At 73.9% G+C, this 19,547-nt stretch carries 20 protein-coding genes; 9 read left to right on the forward strand and 11 right to left on the reverse strand.

Annotated features, from left to right (window positions below; genetic code table 11):
* Positions 1 to 61 precede the first annotated feature (61 nt).
* Together recG and AB0H52_RS03585 are read right to left on the reverse strand one after the other, a co-directional pair.
* Positions 62 to 2,260, reverse strand: coding sequence for an ATP-dependent DNA helicase RecG (recG, locus tag AB0H52_RS03580; RefSeq protein WP_151489773.1), 2,199 nt, complete (start codon positions 2,258 to 2,260; stop codon positions 62 to 64).
* Positions 2,257 to 3,870 (reverse strand): DAK2 domain-containing protein, encoded by a 1,614-nt coding sequence (locus AB0H52_RS03585; RefSeq protein ID WP_278123764.1) that lies wholly within the window; start codon positions 3,868 to 3,870, stop codon positions 2,257 to 2,259. The genes recG and AB0H52_RS03585 overlap by 4 nt, the downstream gene beginning before the upstream one ends.
* A gap of 164 nt (positions 3,871 to 4,034) precedes the next feature.
* Between AB0H52_RS03585 and rpmB the strand changes: the two genes are divergently transcribed.
* Entirely contained in the window at positions 4,035 to 4,226 is a 192-nt protein-coding gene (gene rpmB / locus AB0H52_RS03590; protein WP_007456456.1) for a 50S ribosomal protein L28, read from the forward strand.
* A 178-nt stretch (positions 4,227 to 4,404) separates the two neighbouring features.
* Positions 4,405 to 5,661, forward strand: a complete 1,257-nt coding sequence (locus AB0H52_RS03595) for an ATP-grasp domain-containing protein (protein ID WP_357945010.1) — start codon at positions 4,405 to 4,407, stop codon at positions 5,659 to 5,661.
* Positions 5,662 to 5,671: 10 nt separating this feature from the next.
* On the opposite strand, the gene AB0H52_RS03600 is transcribed toward AB0H52_RS03595, so the two are convergent.
* Positions 5,672 to 6,133 (reverse strand): GNAT family N-acetyltransferase, encoded by a 462-nt coding sequence (locus AB0H52_RS03600; protein WP_151489776.1) that lies wholly within the window; start codon positions 6,131 to 6,133, stop codon positions 5,672 to 5,674.
* A 29-nt stretch (positions 6,134 to 6,162) separates the two neighbouring features.
* Positions 6,163 to 7,152: a thiamine-phosphate kinase gene (locus AB0H52_RS03605; protein ID WP_151489777.1), complete on the reverse strand. Its 990-nt coding sequence runs from the start codon at positions 7,150 to 7,152 to the stop codon at positions 6,163 to 6,165.
* A 96-nt stretch (positions 7,153 to 7,248) separates the two neighbouring features.
* Between AB0H52_RS03605 and AB0H52_RS03610 the strand changes: the two genes are divergently transcribed.
* Both AB0H52_RS03610 and AB0H52_RS03615 read left to right on the forward strand, forming a co-directional pair.
* Positions 7,249 to 7,482, forward strand: coding sequence for an Lrp/AsnC ligand binding domain-containing protein (locus tag AB0H52_RS03610; RefSeq protein ID WP_088646044.1), 234 nt, complete (start codon positions 7,249 to 7,251; stop codon positions 7,480 to 7,482).
* On the forward strand, positions 7,483 to 8,175 hold the full coding sequence (locus tag AB0H52_RS03615; RefSeq protein ID WP_357945014.1) for a DUF3515 family protein: 693 nt from the start codon (positions 7,483 to 7,485) through the stop codon (positions 8,173 to 8,175).
* Between the two features lie 47 nt (positions 8,176 to 8,222).
* Here AB0H52_RS03615 and AB0H52_RS03620 read toward each other — a convergent pair whose 3' ends face one another.
* Positions 8,223 to 9,323, reverse strand: coding sequence for a D-alanine--D-alanine ligase family protein (locus tag AB0H52_RS03620; protein WP_151489779.1), 1,101 nt, complete (start codon positions 9,321 to 9,323; stop codon positions 8,223 to 8,225).
* Between the two features lie 179 nt (positions 9,324 to 9,502).
* Positions 9,503 to 9,721, reverse strand: a complete 219-nt coding sequence (locus AB0H52_RS03625; protein ID WP_151489780.1) for a hypothetical protein — start codon at positions 9,719 to 9,721, stop codon at positions 9,503 to 9,505.
* A gap of 276 nt (positions 9,722 to 9,997) precedes the next feature.
* Here AB0H52_RS03625 and AB0H52_RS03630 point away from each other — a divergent pair, with 276 nt between their 5' ends.
* Complete coding sequence (locus tag AB0H52_RS03630; RefSeq protein ID WP_151489781.1) at positions 9,998 to 10,843, forward strand: helix-turn-helix transcriptional regulator; 846 nt, start codon at positions 9,998 to 10,000, stop codon at positions 10,841 to 10,843.
* A gap of 5 nt (positions 10,844 to 10,848) precedes the next feature.
* Positions 10,849 to 11,049, forward strand: a complete 201-nt coding sequence (locus tag AB0H52_RS03635) for a DUF397 domain-containing protein (protein ID WP_151489782.1) — start codon at positions 10,849 to 10,851, stop codon at positions 11,047 to 11,049.
* 98 nt (positions 11,050 to 11,147) lie between these two features.
* Here the strand turns inward: AB0H52_RS03635 and AB0H52_RS03640 are convergent, their stop codons facing one another.
* From AB0H52_RS03640 to AB0H52_RS03660, 5 genes are all read right to left on the reverse strand, one after another.
* Positions 11,148 to 12,197 carry an ROK family protein gene (locus tag AB0H52_RS03640; protein WP_151489783.1) on the reverse strand — a complete coding sequence of 350 codons (1,050 nt, stop codon included), beginning with the start codon at positions 12,195 to 12,197 and terminating at the stop codon, positions 11,148 to 11,150.
* Between the two features lie 166 nt (positions 12,198 to 12,363).
* The gene (locus tag AB0H52_RS03645) at positions 12,364 to 13,143 is read right to left on the reverse strand and encodes a putative protein N(5)-glutamine methyltransferase (RefSeq protein ID WP_151489784.1); all 780 of its coding nucleotides are present in this window, start codon (positions 13,141 to 13,143) and stop codon (positions 12,364 to 12,366) included.
* Positions 13,143 to 14,270 (reverse strand): cystathionine gamma-lyase, encoded by a 1,128-nt coding sequence (locus tag AB0H52_RS03650; protein WP_151489785.1) that lies wholly within the window; start codon positions 14,268 to 14,270, stop codon positions 13,143 to 13,145. The genes AB0H52_RS03645 and AB0H52_RS03650 overlap by 1 nt, the downstream gene beginning before the upstream one ends.
* 7 nt (positions 14,271 to 14,277) lie before the next feature.
* Positions 14,278 to 15,285 carry an NAD(P)H-dependent glycerol-3-phosphate dehydrogenase gene (locus AB0H52_RS03655; RefSeq protein WP_151489786.1) on the reverse strand — a complete coding sequence of 336 codons (1,008 nt, stop codon included), beginning with the start codon at positions 15,283 to 15,285 and terminating at the stop codon, positions 14,278 to 14,280.
* Positions 15,282 to 16,016 (reverse strand): lysophospholipid acyltransferase family protein, encoded by a 735-nt coding sequence (locus AB0H52_RS03660; protein ID WP_151489787.1) that lies wholly within the window; start codon positions 16,014 to 16,016, stop codon positions 15,282 to 15,284. Before AB0H52_RS03660 ends, AB0H52_RS03655 begins: the two co-directional genes overlap by 4 nt.
* Before the next feature lie 126 nt (positions 16,017 to 16,142).
* Between AB0H52_RS03660 and AB0H52_RS03665 the strand changes: the two genes are divergently transcribed.
* From AB0H52_RS03665 to AB0H52_RS03675, 3 genes are read left to right on the forward strand one after another with little or no spacing between them, the layout of a single operon-like run.
* Positions 16,143 to 16,913 (forward strand): NTP transferase domain-containing protein, encoded by a 771-nt coding sequence (locus AB0H52_RS03665; RefSeq protein WP_357945023.1) that lies wholly within the window; start codon positions 16,143 to 16,145, stop codon positions 16,911 to 16,913.
* Positions 16,914 to 16,935: 22 nt separating this feature from the next.
* Positions 16,936 to 17,133 carry a cold-shock protein gene (locus AB0H52_RS03670; RefSeq protein ID WP_151489789.1) on the forward strand — a complete coding sequence of 66 codons (198 nt, stop codon included), beginning with the start codon at positions 16,936 to 16,938 and terminating at the stop codon, positions 17,131 to 17,133.
* A 54-nt stretch (positions 17,134 to 17,187) separates the two neighbouring features.
* Entirely contained in the window at positions 17,188 to 19,536 is a 2,349-nt protein-coding gene (locus AB0H52_RS03675) for an RNA degradosome polyphosphate kinase (RefSeq protein WP_151489790.1), read from the forward strand.
* Positions 19,537 to 19,547 lie beyond the last annotated feature (11 nt).

Below are 19,547 nucleotides of genomic sequence, written 5' to 3' on the forward strand. Positions count from 1 at the left end.
ACCCGCGGTTGCGGCTTGGCCGGCTCGGGGTGCGCGATCATTCGCAGCACGGTGGCCGACGTCAGCCCTTCTCCAGGTACTCCGCGCGGTCCTCGTCGACCAGGGCAGCGACCGACGCGGCCAGCGCCGGATTGGCGGTCAGCTCCGGGTCCTCCTCGATCACGGTGATCGCCTCGGCGCGGGCGTCGCGGATCAGCTCGGTGTCGCGTTTCAGGGACAGCAGCCGCAGGTGCGAGCGATGCCCGGACTGGGTGGCGCCCAGCACGTCGCCCTCGCGGCGCTGCTCCAGGTCGAGTTCGGCGAGTTTGAAGCCGTCGCTGGTGGACGCCACGGCGTCCAGCCGTTCCCGCGCCGACGACCCCTCGGCCGCCTCGCTGACCAGCAGGCAGAGCCCGGCGGCGGCACCCCGGCCCACCCGGCCCCGCAGCTGGTGCAGTTGGGAGACACCGAACCGGTCGGCGTCCAGCACGATCATCACGGTCGCGTTGGGTACGTCCACGCCGACCTCGATGACGGTGGTCGCCACCAGCACGTCCAGGTCACCGGCGGCGAAGGACCGCATCACCGCGTCCTTCTCGTCGGCCGGCAGGCGGCCGTGCAGCACCCCGATCCGCAGCCCGTGCAACGGCCCCTCGGCCAGCAACGGGGCCACCTCGGTCACCGCCACCGGCGGGCGGCGACCGTTGTCGTCCTCGGGTGGCGGCTCCTCGTCGGACACCGGCCCGTCACCGATTCGCGGACAGACGACGTACGCCTGATGCCCGGCGGCCACCTCCTCGCGCAGCCGGCGCCAGGCCCGGTCGAGGAAGGCCGGCTTCTCGGCGGCCGGCACCACGTGCGAGGCGATCGGTGAACGGCCCCGAGGCAGCTGGGAGAGGGTGGACACCTCCAGGTCGCCGTAAACGGTCATCGCCACCGTGCGCGGGATCGGGGTGGCCGTCATCACCAGCGTGTGCGGCGGCTGGTCGGCCTTGGCGCGCAGCGCGTCGCGTTGCTCCACCCCGAAGCGGTGCTGCTCGTCGACGACCACGAGGCCGAGGTCGGCGAAGTCGACGCCCTCGTAGAGCAGGGCGTGGGTGCCGAGCACGATGCCGGCGGCGCCGCTGGCCACCTCGCCGAGCGCCCGCCGGCGGGCGGCCGCGCCCAGCGAGCCGGTGACCAGCTCCACCCGGGTCGCGTGCTCGGCGGAATCCAGTTCACCGGCGCGCCCGAGTGGCCCGAGCAGGTCGAGCATGCCCCGGTAGTGCTGTGCGGCCAGCACCTCGGTGGGTGCCAGCAGCGCCGCCTGCCCGCCCGCGTCGACCACCTGGAGCATCGCCCGCAGCGCCACCACCGTCTTGCCGGAGCCCACCTCGCCCTGCAGCAGACGGTGCATGGGGTGCGGGGTGGCCAGATCAGCGGCGATCTCCTCGCCCACCTCGCGTTGACCGGAGGTCAGCTCGTACGGCAGCCGGGCATCGAAGGCGTCCAGCAGCCCGCCGGGGCGCGCCGGGCGGGGCCGGGCCGGCCAGTCGGCGGCCCGGTGCTTGCGCTGCACCAGGGTCAGCTGCACGGCGAACGCCTCGTCCCACTTGAGCCGCCGCCGCGCCCGGTAGAGCGCCTCCTTGGCGGACGGCCGATGGATCTCCCGCAGTGCGGCACCCAGGTCGACCAGGTTGCGGCTGGCCCGCACGGTGGCCGGCAGCGGGTCCTCCGGCGGGGTGAACGTGTCCAGGACGACCCGGACGCAACGGGCGATCACCCAGGTCGGCACGGCCGCGGCGGCCGGATACACGGGGATCAAGGCGCCGGCGAACTCCTCGATCTCGTCGCTGACCGCTGCCTCACCGTCGCCGCCCTCGCCGAGCAGGACGTACTCCGGGCCGTTGAGCTGACGTTTGCCCCGGAACTCGGTGACCTTGCCGGCGAACAACCCCCACCGGCCGGGGCGCAGCTCCCGTTCGCGCCATGCCTGGTTGCCGAAGAAGGTCAACGTGAGCAGGCCGCCGGAGCCGTCGCCGACGGTCACTTCCAGCAGGTTGCCCCGGCGTTGCCGCATCGGGCGAACCGCCGTGCGCTGCACCTGGGCCAGCACGGTGACCTGCTCGCCCACGTCCAGGGAGCGGATGTCGGTGTGTTCGCCGCGCTCGTCGTAGCGGCGTGGGAAGTGGTAGACCAGGTCACCCGCCGTGTGCAGGTCGAGGTACGAGGCCAACGCCTTGGCCGTCTTGTCCCCGACGAGCTTCTTCAGCGGTGTGTCCACGGTGGACGGCTCGCTCATTCGACCCCCACCAGCAGTGGATAGAACGGTTGACCGCCCGGGTACGCGTGCACCTCGACGAACGGCCAGCGCCGCGCGACGTGCGCGCGGACGGCGTCGGTGAGCCCGGCCGGGGCGTCCACCCCGGCCAGCAGGGTGACCAGTTCCCCACCGCCGCCGAGCATCCGGTCGACCACGGCGGCGCAGATGTCGGTGAGGTCGGTGCCGATCAGGTTCACCTCGCCCTCGACCAGCGCCAGCACGTCGCCGGGCTGGCACGGACCGGCGACGGTCAGCGCCTCCCGGCTGGCGTGGCAGACCTCGGCGTAGCGGCAGGCGCCGGCCGCCTCGGCCATCGCGATCACGTCGTCCTCGAAACGGCGGGTGTCGTCGCGCACCGCGAGGGCGGCGAGTGCCTGCACCGGCGAACGGGTCGGCACCACGCTCACCTTGATGCCGTACCGGTGTGCCTCGCGGGCCGCCGCACTCGCCACGGCCTCCGTGTCGGGGTCGTTGGGCAGCACCACCACCCGGGCGGCGTCGGCGCTGCGCACCGCGTCCAGCAGTTCCCCGATGGACGGGTTGCCCGGCACCACCGTGGCACCCTCCGCGGCGAACAGCTCGGCGATCCCGACGCCGGTGGCGACCACCACGGCAGCCCGGCCCTCCGCCGCCGGGCCGGGCGACGGCTCCGGCTGGTCGGCGAAGCGGGTCACCGAGATCCGGTACGGGCGGCCCGCAGCGACGCCCGCCTCGACCGCCGCGCCCACGTCGTTGACGTGCACGTGCACGTTCCAGGTGCCGTCCGGCTCACGCCCGTCGCCGACGACGACCAGGGAGTCGCCCAGCGCGTCCAGCGTCCGTCGCATCGCGGCGACCGCCTCGGCCGGGGCGTCGAGCAGGAACTGGACCTCGTAGGCGTACTCCTCGGAACCGGTCTCGCGGGCGGCGGTGGCCGCCGGTCGCGCGGCGCGCGGGGCCGGCGCGGCCCGCACGGCGCTCTCGCCCGTGAGCACCTCGACCAGGGCGTCGAGCAACACGCACAAACCCTTGCCGCCCGCGTCGACGACGCCGGCACGGGCCAGGGCCGGCAGTTGCTGCGGAGTCCGGGCGAGCGCCTCGGCCGCCGCTCGCGCCGCGGCGCGGGCCACCACGCACAGGTCGTCGGTGTCCGCCCGCTCGGCCGCGCCAGCCGCGGCGCCGACCACCGTGAGCAGGGTGCCCTCCACCGGCCGGCTCACCGCGGTGTACGCGGCGGTGGTCGCGGCCCGCAGCGCGACGGCCAACTCCCGGCCGCGCACCGCCGGCACGGCGGCGACGGCATCGGCGAAGCCGCGCAGGATCTGCGACAGGATCACCCCGGAGTTGCCTCGTGCCCCGAGCAGCGCGCCCTGGGCCATCAGCCGCGACGCGTGCCCGTGCGCGGTCGACCCGCTGTCGGGCAGAGTGTCCAGGTCCATCGCGAGAGCCTGCTGCGCCGATGTGAGAGTGAGCACCAGATTGGTGCCGGTGTCGCCGTCGGGCACCGGATAGACGTTGAGCTGGTCGATCTCGCCCTGGTGGCGCTTCAGCGCGGCCAGGCCACCCGCACACCAGCGGCGAACCGCGGTGGCGTCGAGGGTGTCCAGCACGGCCAGAAGCCTACTGGCGCGGGCTGACACCCGTCGGACTCGTCCGGCGTGTCCGCTGGACCGGGCCGGTTGGCCGGGTCGGTGGGTCATCGGGTAACCTGACCAGGTTGCCCGGGCAGCACCTGCCGGCGACCTCATGAACGTATCAATCCCAGGAGTATCCCGTGGCTAGCGTGTGCGACGTCTGTGGCAAGGGACCGGGCTTCGGCCACAACGTGTCCCACTCGCACCGGCGGACCAACCGCCGCTGGAACCCGAACATCCAGTCGGTGCGTACCCCGGCCGGTGGCGGCAACACCAAGAAGTTGCAGGTCTGCACCTCGTGCATCAAGGCCGGCAAGGTCACCCGCGCCTGACGCGCGGCACCAACCTCTGACATACGGCTCAGCCGGCGGACCTCTACGGTCCGCCGGCTCTGTCGTATGTGCGTACGGCTCGCTGACGAGTAGACGACGAGGCGATCACCGCACGGCGCCGCCCGGTTAGTGTCGCGCTGCGCCCGGCGTCCGGTCCGGGCCGGTGGAGGGGTGACGGGTGCGGCTGGACCTGGGCCGGGACGAGCTGGTCATGATCGGCGCCGCGCTGGACCTGCTGCGCGGGCTCGGCGAGGTGCTGCCCGACGGCAGCGTGGTCGTGGTCGAGGAGCCCGATCTGATCCGCAGCCGCGATCTCGAACGACACTGCGCGGCACTGCCGTACGTCTCCCGGGTGGTGGCGGCGGAGTACCAGACCGGCCTGGACGCGCGGTGCCTGCTCGCCCGCGAACCGACGCTGGCCGCCGCGCGCCTGGTCGCGCCCGGCCAGGAGTACGGGGTGCTCGCCGCCGCCCAGCTCGCCGACGCGCTCGGCCTGCCCGGTGCCGGCGTCGACGCCGCCGAGACCTTCACCGACAAGCACCGGATGCGGCTGCTCGCCGCGACGGCGGGCCTGCTCAACCCGGCGTACGCGCTGGTCGGCACCGCCGCCGAGGCGGTCGCCTTCGCCGAGCGGCAGAGTGGGCCGTGCGTGCTGAAGCCGACCCGCCGCGCCGGCAGCCTCGGCGTGCAGATCGTCCCCGACGCGACGCTGATCGCCGCCGCCTGGGCCGCCACCGCCGACCCGGAGACGCCCACCGACGCCACCGCCCGTGGCCTGCCCACCGCCGTCCTCGCCGAGCAGGTGCTGATCGGCACCGAGCACAGCGTGGAACTGCTGCTGGCCGACGGCGAGGTGCGCTTCGCCAACGTCACCGACAAGCGGGTGCTGGCCGGCCGGTGGCCGGTGGAGACCGGGCACACGGTCCCGTCCGTGCTGCCCGACGACGCCCGCCGGGACCTGATCGAGGTGGCCTGCCGGCTGGCCGCGGCGGCCGGCCTCCGCACCGGTGTGCTGCACAGCGAGTGGATCCGTACCGCCGATGGCCCGGCCCTGGTGGAGTGCGCCGCGCGGCTGCCCGGTGACCTGATCGCCGGGTTGATCTCGTTGGCCTACGAGTGCGGGTTCGTCCTCGCGTACCTGCGGACGCTGCGGGGTGAGCGCCCCGCGCTGCCGGCGCGGCCCAGTGGCGCGGCGGCCATCGAGTTTCTGCTCGCCGCTCCCGGCACGGTGACCGCGGTCGACGGGGTGCGCGCGGCCCGTCGGGTGCCCGGCGTGCTGGACGTCGGGGTGGCCGTGACGGTGGGTGATGAGGTGGCGGAGGTCACCTCGTCGGCCCGGCGCAGCGGCCAGGTGCTCGCCTGGGGTGCCGATCCGGCGGAGGCGACCGAAGCGGCGACCCGGGCCGTCGCGCAGATCCGGATCACGACCGGCTGAGCCCGGCCGGTCAGAGCGTGCGGCCGAAGGAGACGCAGCCCTCCGCGTCCTTGTAGAAGCCGAAGTTCGGGATCCGCTCGTAGCCGGCGGCCGTGTACATGGCGATCGCCTCGGGCTGCTTGTCGCCGCACTCCAGGACGATCCGCTTGCGGCCCTGCTCACGGGCCGAACGCTCGACCGCCGCGAGGACGCGGCGGGCCACACCCCGCCCACGGGCCGCCGGAGCGGTGTACACCCGCTTCAGCTCCGCGCTGTCCGCGCCGTGGCTGCGCCAGCCCCCACAGCCGACCGGCTCGCCGGCCAGGTAGGCGACGAGGAACGCGCCGTGCGGCGGTTGGAACTCGGCGGCGGCCAACGGGGTGTCGTCGCCGGTGCCGCCGTAGCGGGCACCGAGGTCGGCCAGCGCGTCACGGATCAACTGCTGCGCCACCGGTGCGTCGAACCGCACCAGCCGGATCTCGATATCACTCACGGTGTCCAGGGTACGGCGGGTGCCGGGCCTCACCGAAAGTGGTCCCAGCCGGTCGGGCCGTCGTAGGGCGCGCCGTCGACCGTCACCCCGGCACCGTCCGTCACCAGACCGATCGGCCGCCACTCCGGCGGCAACGCCACCGCCGGGGGGAAGGTCGCGGCCAGCGCGTGGTCGTCGCCACCGGCCAGGATCCAGGTGTACGGGTCGACGCCGAGCGCCTGCGCCGCGTCGGCCATCTGCCGGGGGACCTCGAACGCGTCGCGCCGTACGTCGATCGCCACCCGACTGGCCGCCGACACGTGCCCCAGGTCCGCGAGCAGACCGTCCGACACGTCGATCATCGACGTGGCGCCCAGCCCGGCGGCCTGCGGCCCGGCTCGGTACGGCACGACCGGCCGCCGGTACGCCTCGACCAGCAGCCGGGGCGTACGGAAGCCGCGGGTGAGCACGGTCAACCCGGCCGCCGCGTACCCGGTGCGCCCGGCCAGGGCGAGCACGTCCCCCGGACGGGCTCCCGAGCGCACCACCGGCGGCCGGCCGTCCAGGTCACCGAGCGCGGTGACCGCCACGGTCAGGGTGGGGCTGGCCGACATGTCCCCGCCGACGACGCTCGCACCGACCGTGCCCGCCTCCGCGGCCAGCCCGTCCGCCAACTCCTCCGCCCAGCCGGTGGGCAGATCCGCCGGCATACAGAGAGCGACCAGCAGGGCGGTCGGGGTGGCGCCCATCGCCGCGATGTCGGCCAGGTTGGCGGCCGCCGCGCGGTGGCCCACGTCACGCCCCGACGACCAGTCGCGCCGGAAGTGCCGCCCGTCGACCAGCACATCGGTGGAGGCCACCACCCGACCGTCCGGCGCGGCCACCACCGCCCCGTCGTCACCCGGGCCGAGCAGGGTCGTCGGCCCGACCGGGAGCCGGGCGGTGATCCGCCCGATCAGCCCGAACTCGCCGATCCCGGCCACGCTGGCGGCACCGCCGGCGTCCCGTCCGTTCCGCCCGGCACCGCCGCGCTCGCTCACCGCTGCTCCTTGACCACCGATAGGGATCAGACCTGCTCCGTAAGGTAGTTTCACCCTTCGGGCCGCCCCGCGGCGGCGACGGACGGAGGTCGAGTCGTGGTACAGGCGTACATCCTCATCCAGACCGAGGTCGGCCGGGCACGTGACGTGGCCGGTCTCATCGCGGACCTTGCCGGCGTGGTACGCGTCGACGCCGTCACCGGGCCGTACGACGTGGTCGTGCTCACCGAGGCGAACACCGTCGACGAGCTCGGCAAACTCATCGTCAGCAACGTGCAGATGGTGCCCGGCATCACCCGCACCCTCACGTGTTCGGTGGTGCGGTTGTAAGTGGACGAGATGACGACCTCCTCCGCTGCTCTGGACGACGACGAGACGCGCGGCGCGGCCGGCGGCGCGGCCGAGCCGGCTGACGGTATCCGCGAGCCGGGCGACCCGGACGTCGACGCGCCGGGCGGCCGGGACCGGACGATTCGCGGTGCCGCGCTGCTGGCCACGTTGATCGCCCTGCCGGTCACCCTGCTGATCGCGGTGCTGGCCTTCGCGAAGCTCTCTCCGGACACGCCGGCCGCCGCGCCGAGCCCGTCCGCGAGCGCGTCCCGGGCGCAGTCCTCCGCCCCGGTGGAGATGGCCGCCCCGGCGCTGGCCGCCCGCCCGGCCACGGTCTGCCGCGCGTTGGTCTCCCAGCTGCCGCAGACCATCCGCGACCTGGCCCAACGCCCGGTCACCGCCGGCCCGGAGCAGAACGCGGCGTACGGCGACCCGGCCCTCACGCTGGCCTGCGGCGGCACCGAACCGACCGTGCCGGCCACCGACGAGGTCTGGCGGGTGAACTCGGTCTGCTGGCACCCGGTCGAACAGGGCGACGCGACGGTGCTCACCACGGTCGACCGGGAGACGCCGGTCACGGTCCGCATCCCGCGCTCCTACGAACAGCCGTTGCAGTGGGTGGCGCCGATCTCCAGCACGATCGTGGCCTCGGTGCCCTCCGGCGGCACCATCCCCGCCGGCTGCCAGGGCTGACCTGACCCGGCCCGCGCCGGCTCGGCGCGGGCGGGGGCCTGGCGGCCTCAGTGCAGGCCGACGCCGCGCCGCTGGGCGGTACGGATCAGGCGGTTGACCAGCTTCGGATACTCCAGGCCGGAGGCCGCCCACATCCGCGGGAACATCGACGTCGGGGTGAACCCGGGCATCGTGTTGATCTCGTTGAGGTAGACGTCCAGCTCGGGGGTGACGAAGAAGTCGGCCCGCGCCAGACCGGCGCAGTCCAGGGCGGTGAACGCGCGGACGGCGTACTCCTGCACCTGGCGGGTCACCTTGTCCGGCAGCCCGGCCGGGATGTCGTACTCGCACGAGTCGTCGAGGTACTTCGCCTCGAAGTCGTAGAAGTCGTGGTCGGCGACGACGCGCACCTCGGCCAGGACGGACGCCTCGGGCGCGCCGCCGGCCTCGCCCTCCAGCACACCGCACTCGACCTCGCGGCCGACGATGGCCGCCTCGATGATGACCTTGGGGTCGAACTGTCGCGCGGTGGCGACCGCCGCGTCGAGCTGCGCCCAGTCGGTGACCCGGGTGATGCCGAACGACGAACCGGCCCGGGACGGCTTCACGAAGACCGGCAGGCCGAGCCGGTCCTTGTCCTGCTCGCTGAGCGTCATCCCGTTGCGCAGCACCGCGTACGGGCCGACCGGGATGCCCTCCACCGCGCAGAGCTTCTTGGTGAACTCCTTGTCCATGGCGGCGGCGGAGGCGAACACGTTCGCGCCCACGTAGGGGATGCCGGCCATCTCCAGCATTCCCTGGATGGTGCCGTCCTCGCCGTACGTGCCGTGCAGCACCGGGAAGACCACGTCCACGTCGGCGAGCACCCGGGGGCCCTCGGTCGGGTCGAGCACCATCAGCCCGTTGCCGGTGGGGTCGGCGCGCAGCACGACGTCGTCGCCGGAGTCGGAGGTGATCTCCGGCAACTGGCGGGCGTTGATCGCGAGCTGGGCGGGATCGCCGCTGGTCAGCACCCACTGGCCGGCCCGGGTGATGCCCACCGGCACCACCTCGTACTCGTCCGGGTCGAGTGCGCCGAACACGCTGCCGGCGCTGACGCAGGAGATGCCGTGCTCCGGGCTGCGGCCGCCGAAGACGATCGCCACACGGGTCTTGCCTGGGGTGGTCACTCCGGTCACCTCTTCGTACGCGACTGCGGCTGGTCGTGCTCGCCGGTGGCGCTCACCCGGTTGACCTTACTGTGCGTGGCGATAGGCCGAGGCGATACCCGGCGAGCCACGGCAAGACACGGCAATCGGTCAACAGAGCATATACGGTGCGTGACGGTAGATCCTCCGCGCGGGTCTGCTCAGTCCCGGGAGTGCCGGCGGCCGACCGCTATCACCTTGACCCGCTGTCGGCCGGCGCGGACCATGCCCAGCGCCATGAAGGCTCCGGCGATCCGGTCGGCGGCCTCCCGACTGCTGGCGCCCACGACCTGCCGACGCCGCTCGGGGGCGGTCCGCTCGTTGCGCTCGATGCCGTCGACGGCACGGACGTCGGTGAGCACCACCAGGAAGCGGGTCATCCCCGGCCGCCCGGCCGCACGGCGGGGGGCTGCGGACCGTCACGCACGTCGTCTCCTTCCGGTGGGCGGGGATGGCTGCGGCACGCGGCGATCGGGCACGGGGGAGAAACCCGATCACCGCGCGCCCCATCCCCTCCGGTCGCTCACCACCACCGTCGCCACGACAACCGGCGGTGAGGACGCCATAACAGATTGACACGTGTACAGCCGTGAATGCAACTCTCATCGACGTTCTCTCATGCAGACGTTCCCACAAATGTGTGCGACCATCGATGCATGGCCCCGAAGACCGCCCGTGCCCGCCGGCTCGGTATCGCCCTGCGCCACCACCGGGAAGCCGCCGGGCTGACGTTGGAGACCGCCGCGGATGAGATCAACAGCACCCGCAGCACCCTCTCCCGGTACGAGAACGCCCAGACGCTGATCACCCCGGCCACCGTCCGCGCCCTGCTGACCTCGTACGGGGTGGCCGCCGAGGAGGTGGCATCGGCGGTGCAGCTCGCCAAGGACGCCCGCAAACCGGGCTGGTGGGTGTCGTACTCGTACCTGCTGGACCCCCGCACCATCGACTTCATCGCCCTGGAGGCGGAGGCGACCGCCATCGCCAACTTCGAGCCCTCGGTGGTGCCCGGCCTGTTGCAGACCGCCGACTACATCCGCGGGGTCATGCGCGGCGGCCCACACACCCTCGGCGACGACCTCGTGGAGCAACGGGTCAAGGTCCGGCTCGACCGCCAGCAGCGGCTCACCGGTGACGATCCGCCGATCCTCGACGCGATCATCGACGAGGGCGCACTGCTGCGCCCGGTCGGCGACCAGTCGGTGATGGACGGGCAGCTACGCCACCTCGTCAAGATGGCCGAGCTGCCGAACATCACCGTCCAGGTGATCCCGCTCTCCGCCGGCTACCACCGGGGCACCCGGGGTTCACTGCACATCCTGGAGTTCGCCGACCCGGAGGACCCGATCATCGCCTCGGTGGAGACCGTCGCCGGCCAGATGATCCTCGACCGGGCCGGCGAGACGCGTACCTGCACCAAGATCATGGAGCACCTGCGCAGCGTGGCGCTCAGCCCGGCGGACAGCCGGGCGATGCTCCTGTCAGTCCTGAAGGGACGGTAGGACCGATGACACCGACGATCACAGCGGCCTTGGCCGCGGCGGCGTGGCGCAAGAGCAGCCGCAGCGGCGACGAGGGTGCCTGCGTGGAGGTGGCCGCGATCCCGCGGCTGGTGGCCGTCCGCGACTCCAAGGACCCCGCCGGCCCGGCCCTGCTGTTCGCCCCGGCCGCCTGGGCGGCCTTCGCCCAGGCGCCGCCCCTCGGCTGACCGGTCCCCCGGCGCGCGCCGGTCGACGCCGCGCTGGCCGTCCGGGCCACCGCACGGGCCGTCGACCGGCGCACCGCGGGCGCTCGACGGCCGCCGGCTCAGGCGACCAGCGGACGGGACTCCGGCACGGTGCGCAGCGCCTCCAGGGCGGCGATCGCCACGCCCCGGGCGCCGGCCATGTCCCGCTCCGGCACCAGGGCGAAGGTGGCCACCGCCGCCTGCTCCTCCCGGAGCACGGTGTGCTCGCGGACCGTCGCCAGGAACCAGTCGCGGAACTCCGGTGCCGCCTCCACCACCCCGCCCCCGACGAAGTACGCGTGCGGATCGGTGAAGTTGGCCGCCACGGTGAACAGCCGGCCCAACGCCATGGCCTGCTGGGTGAAGAGGTCCCGGGCCAGCGCGTCCCCGCGCTCGCCGTACCCCCGGACCAGCTTCGCCGCCCGGGCCACCGGCTCGGCGGCCAGCGGATGGTCGGGGTAGCGGGTCAGCCAGTACGGCAGCAGGTTGTGCTCGATACCGGTCAGCGAGGCGACGCTCTCCACGTCGCCGGTGAAGCCGCAGGCACAGTCGGGCTCCGGCTGCCCCGGGCCGAGCAGTCCGTTCAGAGGGATGTGCACGTGGCCGAGTTCCCCGGCCATCCCGGCGGCGCCGGCGATCACCCGGCCGCTCTCGACCACCCCGCCGCCCAGCCCGGTGCCGACGATCGCGGCGACCGACGACCGGTTCATCGCGTCGGCGCCGAAGAACACGTGGTGGGCGTAGAGCGCCGCCGCGTTGCCGTCGTTGTGGTAGATCACCGGTAGGCCGAGACGCCGCTCCAGCGCGCCCCGCACGTCGAAACCGCGCCAGGCCGGCTGGGAAAAGTTGGTGGAGCCACGCGACGAGATGACGCCGGCGGCGCTGGCCGGGCCGGGCGTGTCCAGCCCCACCGCCTGGACCAGCTCCCGCGGCACCCCGGTGTGCGCCAGGGCGCCGTCCAGTGCCCGGGCGAGCGCCTCGATCGCCGCCTCCGGCCCCTCGCGCACCTCGCTGGGGATCTCCAACAGCCCGTCCACCAGGAACCGGCCGTCCACCGTCAGCACGGTGGCGTTGTTGCTGGTGCCGCCGTTGTCCAGCCCGACGACCACCGGCACCCCTGCGCTGCCCACCGAAACCGCCTCCCGCCCTCATGAGTGTGAGCCGAGGCTAGTGCCACGCCCTCTCCCCCGCCACGCCGCCCACCGCAGCCCGGCCGGGGGTACCGGCCCTGCGGCGGTGACACCCCTGAAGTGCTGTCCCCAGAGCCCCAGAGCCCCAGAGCGCTGGTGGACCGGTTCAGCCGGGGCGGCGGGCGGTCACCACGGTGGCGTCCAGGTCTTCGTCGTGCCGCACGTTCGGCACCAGCCCGGCGGCGCTGAACACGGCGCAGAGCGCGTCCACCTGCGATTCGCCGGCCTCGACCGCCAGGTGTCCACCGGGGGCCAGCCAGACGGCCGCGTCGACGCCCACCCGGCGCAGCACGGTGAGCCCGTCCGGGCCGCCGTCGAGCGCCACGGGGGCCTCGTGCAGCCGTGCCTCCGGCGGCATCAGGGCCACCGCGTCGGTCGGCACGTACGGGGCGTTGGCAACCACCAGGTCCAACTGACCGCGCCAGCGCGGCGGCAACGGGGCGAACAGGTCCCCCTCGAACACCTCGGCGGCCAGCCCGGCGAGGTTGCGGCGGGCGCACGCCACCGCCGCCGGGTCGATGTCGGCGGCGGCCAGCCAGCGCGGAGCGAGCCGGTGCGCCAGCGCGACCGTGGTGGCCCCGGAGCCGCAGCAGAGGTCGACCACGGCCGGGGCTGGACCGGTCAGCGCGGCCGCCGCGTCGACCAGCAGGGCCGTCCGACCGCGCGGCACGAACACGCCCGCGTCGACGGCGATCCGCAGCCCGCAGAACTCCGCCCAGCCGAGCAGGTACTCCAGCGGTTCGCCGGCCACCCGACGATCGGTCAGGTCGGCCAGCGTCGCCGGATCATCGGTGGCCGCCAGCAGCAGGTCCGCCTCGTCCTCGGCGTAGACGCAGCCGGCGGCGCGCAGCCGGCCCACGAGGGCGGGTCGATCGGTGATTGTCATCAGACCCCGGAGACCGGCCCGGCGGTGTCCAGCGCGGCCGCGATGTCGGCCACCAGGTCGGCGGTGTCCTCCACGCCGCAGGAGAGCCGCACGAAGCCGGGGGCCGTGTCGTCGCCCCACTGGGCCCGCCGGTCGGCGGTGGTGTGCAGGCCACCGAACGAGGTGGCCGCCGCCACCAACCGGGCGGCCTCCACGAAACGGCTCACCCGGTCGGCGTCACCCAGGTCGAACGACAGCACCCCGGGCATCCGGCGCATCTGCGCCGACGCCACCGCGTACGCGGGGTCGTCCGGCCGCCCCGGCCAGCGCACGCCGGTCACGTCCGGCCGGCCGGCGAGCAGGTCGGCGACGGCGGCGGCGTTCGCGCTCTGCCGGGCCAGCCGCAGGTCGAGGGTCGCCAGCGACCGGTGTGCCAGCCAGGCGTCGAACGCGCCGGGCACGGCCCCGGTGGTGGTACGCCAGAGCGTCACCGCCTCGATCAGATCGGCGGACCGGCTGGCCAGGTAACCCAGCAGCACATCGGAGTGGCCGGTGAGCGCCTTGGTGCCGGAGGCGACCACCAGGTCGGCGCCGAGGTCCAGTGGTCGCTGCCCGAGCGGGGTGGCGGTGGTGTTGTCCACCGCGAGCAGCGCGCCGGCGGCGTGCGCCCGCTCCGCCAGGGCCGCCACGTCGACCACGTCCAGGCCCGGGTTGGCCGGCGTCTCCACCAGCACCAGCCGGACGCCCTCCAGAGACGGGTACGGCCCGACGGTCGGCACGAAGACCACCCGGACGCCGATCGTCTCCAGCACCGCGGTGGCGAACGCCCGGACCGGGAAGTAGCCGTCGCTGGGCAGCAGCACGGTGTCCCCCGGGCGGAGCAGGGTGAACAGCATGCCGGTGATGGCCGCCTGGCCGGTGGCGAAGACCCGGCAGTCACCGCCCTCCAGCTCGCCCACGGCCGCCTCCAGGAGACGTCGGGTCGGGTTGTCGGGTCGGCCGTAGCCGTTCGGCGAGCCGGCGGGGCCCTGCCACGGGTCGAGGTGGTACGGCGCGGCGAAGACCGGCCCCGGCAGGAACGGATCCCCCGGCGCCGGTTCGGGCAGTCCGGCGCGTACGCAGCGGGTGCCGTCGCCCAGCTCGGTCATCGGGTCCTCATTCGTACGACTCGGGTTTGGCGGTCCGGCTCATCAGGGTCTCCACGGCCAGGCGAGGGTCCATCCCCTCGTGGCAGATCCGCTCGACGTGCTCGGTGATCGGCATCTCCACGCCGTGCGCGCGGGCCAGGTCGCGGATCGCCAGGCAGCTCTTCACGCCCTCGGCGGTCTGCCGGGTGGCGGCCTGGGCCTGCCCCAACGTCTCGCCCCGACCCAGGTGCTCACCGAAGGTGCGGTTGCGGGCCAGCGGGGACGAGCAGGAGGCGACCAAATCACCCATGCCGGCCAGGCCGGCGAAGGTGATCGGGTCGGCACCGAGCGCCACACCGAGGCGGGCCGTCTCGGCCAGGCCCCGGGTCATCAGCATGGCCCGGGTGTTGTCGCCGAAACCCATCGCGGTGGCGATGCCGTACGACAGGGCGATCACGTTCTTGACCGCGCCGCCCAGCTCGCAGCCGATCACGTCGTCGTTGGTGTAGGGGCGCAGGTAGGGCGTCCGGATCGAGGACTGCACGAGCACGGTGCGGTCGCTGTTCGTTCCGGCGACCACGGTGGCGGCCGGCTGCTCGGCGGCGATCTCCGGGGCCAGGTTCGGACCGGAGACGACCACCACCCGATCGGCGGCCACGCCGGCGGTCTCGACGATGACCTCGCTCATCCGCTTGGTGGTGCCGAGCTCGATGCCCTTCATCAGCGACACCAGGGTCGCCTCGGGGTGCAGGTGCCCGGCCCACTCGGCGAGGTTGCCCCGCAGGGTCTGCGACGGCACGGCCAGCACCACCAGCTCGGCGCCGGTGATCGCCTCGACGGCGTCGGCGGTGGCGGTGACCCGGGCCGGCAGCAGCAGGTCCGGCAGGTACTCCGGGTTGCGGCGCTCGGCGCGGATGCTCTCGGCCACCGGCGCGCGGCGGGCCCACACGGTCACGTCCCGCCCGGCATCGGCGAGGATCTTGGCGAACGCGGTGCCCCAGGAGCCGGCACCGAGCACCGCGACGTGGCCGCTCATGCGGCTTCGCCCTGCTGGGGCTGGGCGGACGGTCGGGCCGGTCGTTCCCACAGCGGCGGCGGGGTGCCGCCACGGATCTCGGCGAGCATGTCCCGCAAACGCAGCATGATGGCGTCCGTCATCTCCTCAAGGGTCGCCCGGGTCGGCGGGGCGTCCGCCCACCGGCTCAGGTCGACGGGTTCCCCGGCGACCACCGTCACCGGGATCCGGGGGCGCAGGTTCAACCGGCTGGTCCGCGGGTCGAAGATCCGCTCCGGCCCCCACATCACCAACGGCACCACCGGCGCGCCGGTGGCCAGCGCCAGCCGGGCCGCGCCGGTCTTGGCCTTCATCGGCCACAGCTCCGGCTGCCGGGTGGTGGTGCCCTCCGGGTAGATCACCACGGCGCCGCCCTCGTTGAGCGCGGCGACCGACCTGCCCAGCGAGCGGACCGCGTCCACGCTGCCGCGCTCGACCGGGATCTGCAGGCAGCGGTGCAGGATCCAGCCGACCACCGGCACCCGGAACACGCTGGCCTTGCCCAGGTACTGCGGCCAGCGCCCGGAGTCGTAGACGAAGTGCGCGGAGACCAGCGGGTCGGCGTGCGAGATGTGGTTCGCGACGACGATCACGCCCCGGTCGGTGGCGAGGTGCTCCTGGCCGCGCCAGGTACGCCGGGTCCACACGGTCATCACCGGCTTCACCAGCCCCACGGCGAACCGTTGCCAGAACCCCAGCCTCCGGCGTGCCACTGTGCCTCCTCATCGCGCCCCGACCCGCCGCGAGCACCGCCCGCGACACCCGCAGCGGAAATCATGCCTGCTCGCCCCCGGTACGGCCAGCGAGGGTCCCACCGTCCAGCTGGCAGGATTGCGGACGTGAGTCAGCCGAGGTGGGCCGTGGTGGTGCCGGTGAAGCGTCTCGCCGCCGCGAAGAGCCGGCTGCGGGGCGCGCTGCCGGGCGTACCGCACGAGGAGCTGGCACTGGCGCTGGCGGCCGACACGCTACGCGCGGTGCTGGCCTGCCCGGCGGTCGCCGAGGTCCGGGTGGTCACCGACGACGCCCGGGTGGCCGCGGTGGCCCGGGCCACCGGTGCTCGGGTGCTGGCCGACGAGCCGGACTCCGGCCTGAACGCCGCGTTCCGGCACGGCGCGGCGGCCGGGCCCGCCGGCTGGGTGGCGGGGCTCACCGCCGACCTGCCGGCGCTGCGCCCGGCCGAACTGGCCGCGGCGCTGCTCGCGGCGGAAAAGCCCGCGGCGGAATCGCCCGGGCGGCTGCTCGCGGCGGAATCGCCCGGGCCGCTGCTCGCGGCGGAATCGCCCGGGCCGCTGCTCGCGGCGGAATCGCCCGGGCCGCGGCTCGCGGCGCAGACCGGTTGGGACGGGGTACGCCGGTTCGTGCCGGACGCGCCCGGCGGCGGGACCGTGCTGCTCACCGCGGCGCCCGGCGTCGCGCTGGATCCGCGCTTCGGGGTGGGCTCGGCGGCGGCGCACGCGGCGAGCGGGGCGCTGCCGCTGACCGGCGACTGGCCCAGCCTGCGCCGCGACGTGGACACGGCGGCGGACCTGAGCGCCGCCGCCCGGCTCGGGCTCGGGCCGCGCACGGCGGCGCTACTCGACGCCGGCTGCCCGGCCGCCTCCGCGAGCTGACCCACCGGTGTACGGTGCCAGCATGCAAGGCACGGTGGCCAGCTACGACGCGGCGACGCGCAGCGGTGTCCTGCTGCTCGACGACGGCACCGAGCTGCGTTTCCCCGCGCGGGCGTTCGATGCGTCCGGGCTGCGGCTACTGCGGCTCGGCCAGCGGCTGCACATCGACACCGACCCCGACGGCGAGGTCGTCCGGGTGACATTGCCGACGATGATCTGAGCTGGCGGGGCCAAGTTCATTTTGCGTTAACCCGAATCGGGTGATTATGAGCGGGTGAGCACCCCTCGCGAGCACCCGGCCACCCCTCCCGCCACCGACCCCCTGAACGGCACCCGCATCCGCGGTGCCGACGGCCGCTTCCGCCCGTCCCGAGCTGAACGCGCCGGCGCCGCCCGCGCCGACACGCTCGGCGACGACCCGGGCGCGGCCTCCTCCGGGCTGGACGAGGTCCTCGACTCCGCCGGCACGCCGACCGAGACGGACGGTCCGGCCGCCGGTGGAGTCCAGGCCACCCCGACCGGTGGCGTCGAGGAGAACGACGAGGCGTCGGCGCCCCCGCCGCTGCCGGAGGACCGGTTCCTCAACCGGGAGCTCTCCTGGCTCGACTTCAACGCGCGGGTGCTCGCGCTCGCCGAGGACCCGCGCACGCCGCTGCTGGAACGGGCCAAGTTCCTCGCCATCTTCGCCAGCAACCTCGACGAGTTCTACATGGTGCGCATCGCCGGGCTGAAGCGGCGGCTCTCCGCCGGCCTGCCGGTACGCGGCGGGGACCGGCTGCCCCTGCGTACCCAGCTGGAGCTGATCGCCGAGAAGACCGCCGAACTGGGCGCCCGGCACGCCGCCTGCTTCGGCGACGACGTGCTGCCCAAGCTGGCCGACGAGAGCATCCGCATTCTGCGCTGGGCCGAGCTGGGCGATCCCGAGCGGGAGCGGCTGCGCACCTACTTCCGGGAGCACATCTTCCCGGTGCTGACGCCCCTCGCGGTCGACCCGGCGCACCCGTTCCCGTACATCTCCGGGCGGTCGCTGAACCTGGCGGTGGCGGTCCGTGACCCGGACGGCGGCTCCGAACTGTTCGCCCGGGTGAAGGTGCCGAACAACGTCCCCCGCTTCGTCCGGGTGGACCGGGACCAGCCGGGCGTCCGGATGCTGCCGGTGGAGGACCTGATCTCGGTGCACCTGGGGCAGCTGTTCAGCGGCATGCAGGTGGTCGAGTGCCACCTGTTCCGGGTCACCCGCAACGCCGAGGTGGAGGTCGACGAGGACCGCGACGAGGACCTGCTCCAGGCCCTGGAGCGGGAGCTGGCCCGGCGCCGGTTCGGCCCGCCGGTCCGCCTCGAGGTCGCCGCGTCGATCTCCGACCACGTGCTGGAGCTGCTCGTCCGCGAGTTGGACATGGACGACCAGGACGTGCTGCGGGTGCCCGGGCTGCTGGACCTCTCCGCGCTGTGGCAGGTGTACGGCGAGGCCGACCGGCCGGATCTCAAGGACCCGCCCTTCGTACCGGCCACCCATCCCCGTCTCGCCGAGGGCGAGGTGCCGCGCAGCGTCTTCTCCACGCTGCGCGACGGGGACATCCTGGTGCACCACCCGTACCACTCGTTCGCGACGAGCGTGCAGCGCTTCATCGAGCAGGCCGCCGCCGACCCGAACGTGCTGGCCATCAAGCAGACCCTGTACCGGACCAGCGGTGACTCGCCGATCGTGGACGCGCTCGTCGACGCGGCCGCCGCCGGCAAGCAGGTGGTGGTGCTGGTGGAGGTGAAGGCCCGCTTCGACGAGGTGGCCAACATCGGCTGGGCCCGTACGTTGGAACGCGCCGGCTGCCACGTGGTGTACGGCCTGGTGGGGCTCAAGACGCACTGCAAGACCGCGCTGGTGGTGCGGCAGGAGGGCAACCAGATCCGCCGGTACTGCCACATCGGCACCGGCAACTACCACCCCAAGACCGCCCGGTTGTACGAGGACTTCGGCATGCTCACCGCCGACCCGGAGATCGGCGCCGACCTCACCGACCTGTTCAACGTCCTCACCGGCTACAGCCGGCAGACCGCGTACCGTCGGCTGCTGGTCGCGCCGCAGGGCATCCGCAGCGGCCTCATCGAGCGCATCGAGCGGGAGATCTCACACGTCCGCCTCGGCATGCCCGGCCTGGTCCAGTTCAAGGTCAACTCGCTGGTCGACGAGGGCGTGACCGACGCGCTGTACCGGGCGTCCCAGGCCGGTGTGCACGTCGACCTGCTCATCCGGGGCATGTGCACGCTGCGCCCGGGGGTGCCGGGGCTGTCGGAGAACATCCGGGTCCGCTCGATCCTGGGCCGGTTCCTGGAGCACTCCCGGATCTTCCGGTTCGGCAACAACGGCGAGGCCGAGTTCTGGATGGGCTCGGCGGATCTCATGCACCGCAACCTGGACCGCCGGGTGGAGGCGCTGGTGCAGGTGAGCGACCCGATCGCCCGAGCCGAGTTGGATCACGTGCTGACCGCCGCGATGAGCCCCGACGTGGACGCGTTCGAGCTGGCCGGCGACGGCACCTGGACCCGGCGTACCAGCGGCGACGAGGCGGCCCGGGCGCACCTGCAGGAACTGCTGCTGCGCCGCGTCGGTGGCACGGCCGGCTGACCGATCGCGGC

Origin of the sequence: Micromonospora sp. NPDC050695 (assembly GCF_040654415.1) — a bacterium.
Lineage (GTDB): Bacteria > Actinomycetota > Actinomycetes > Mycobacteriales > Micromonosporaceae > Micromonospora.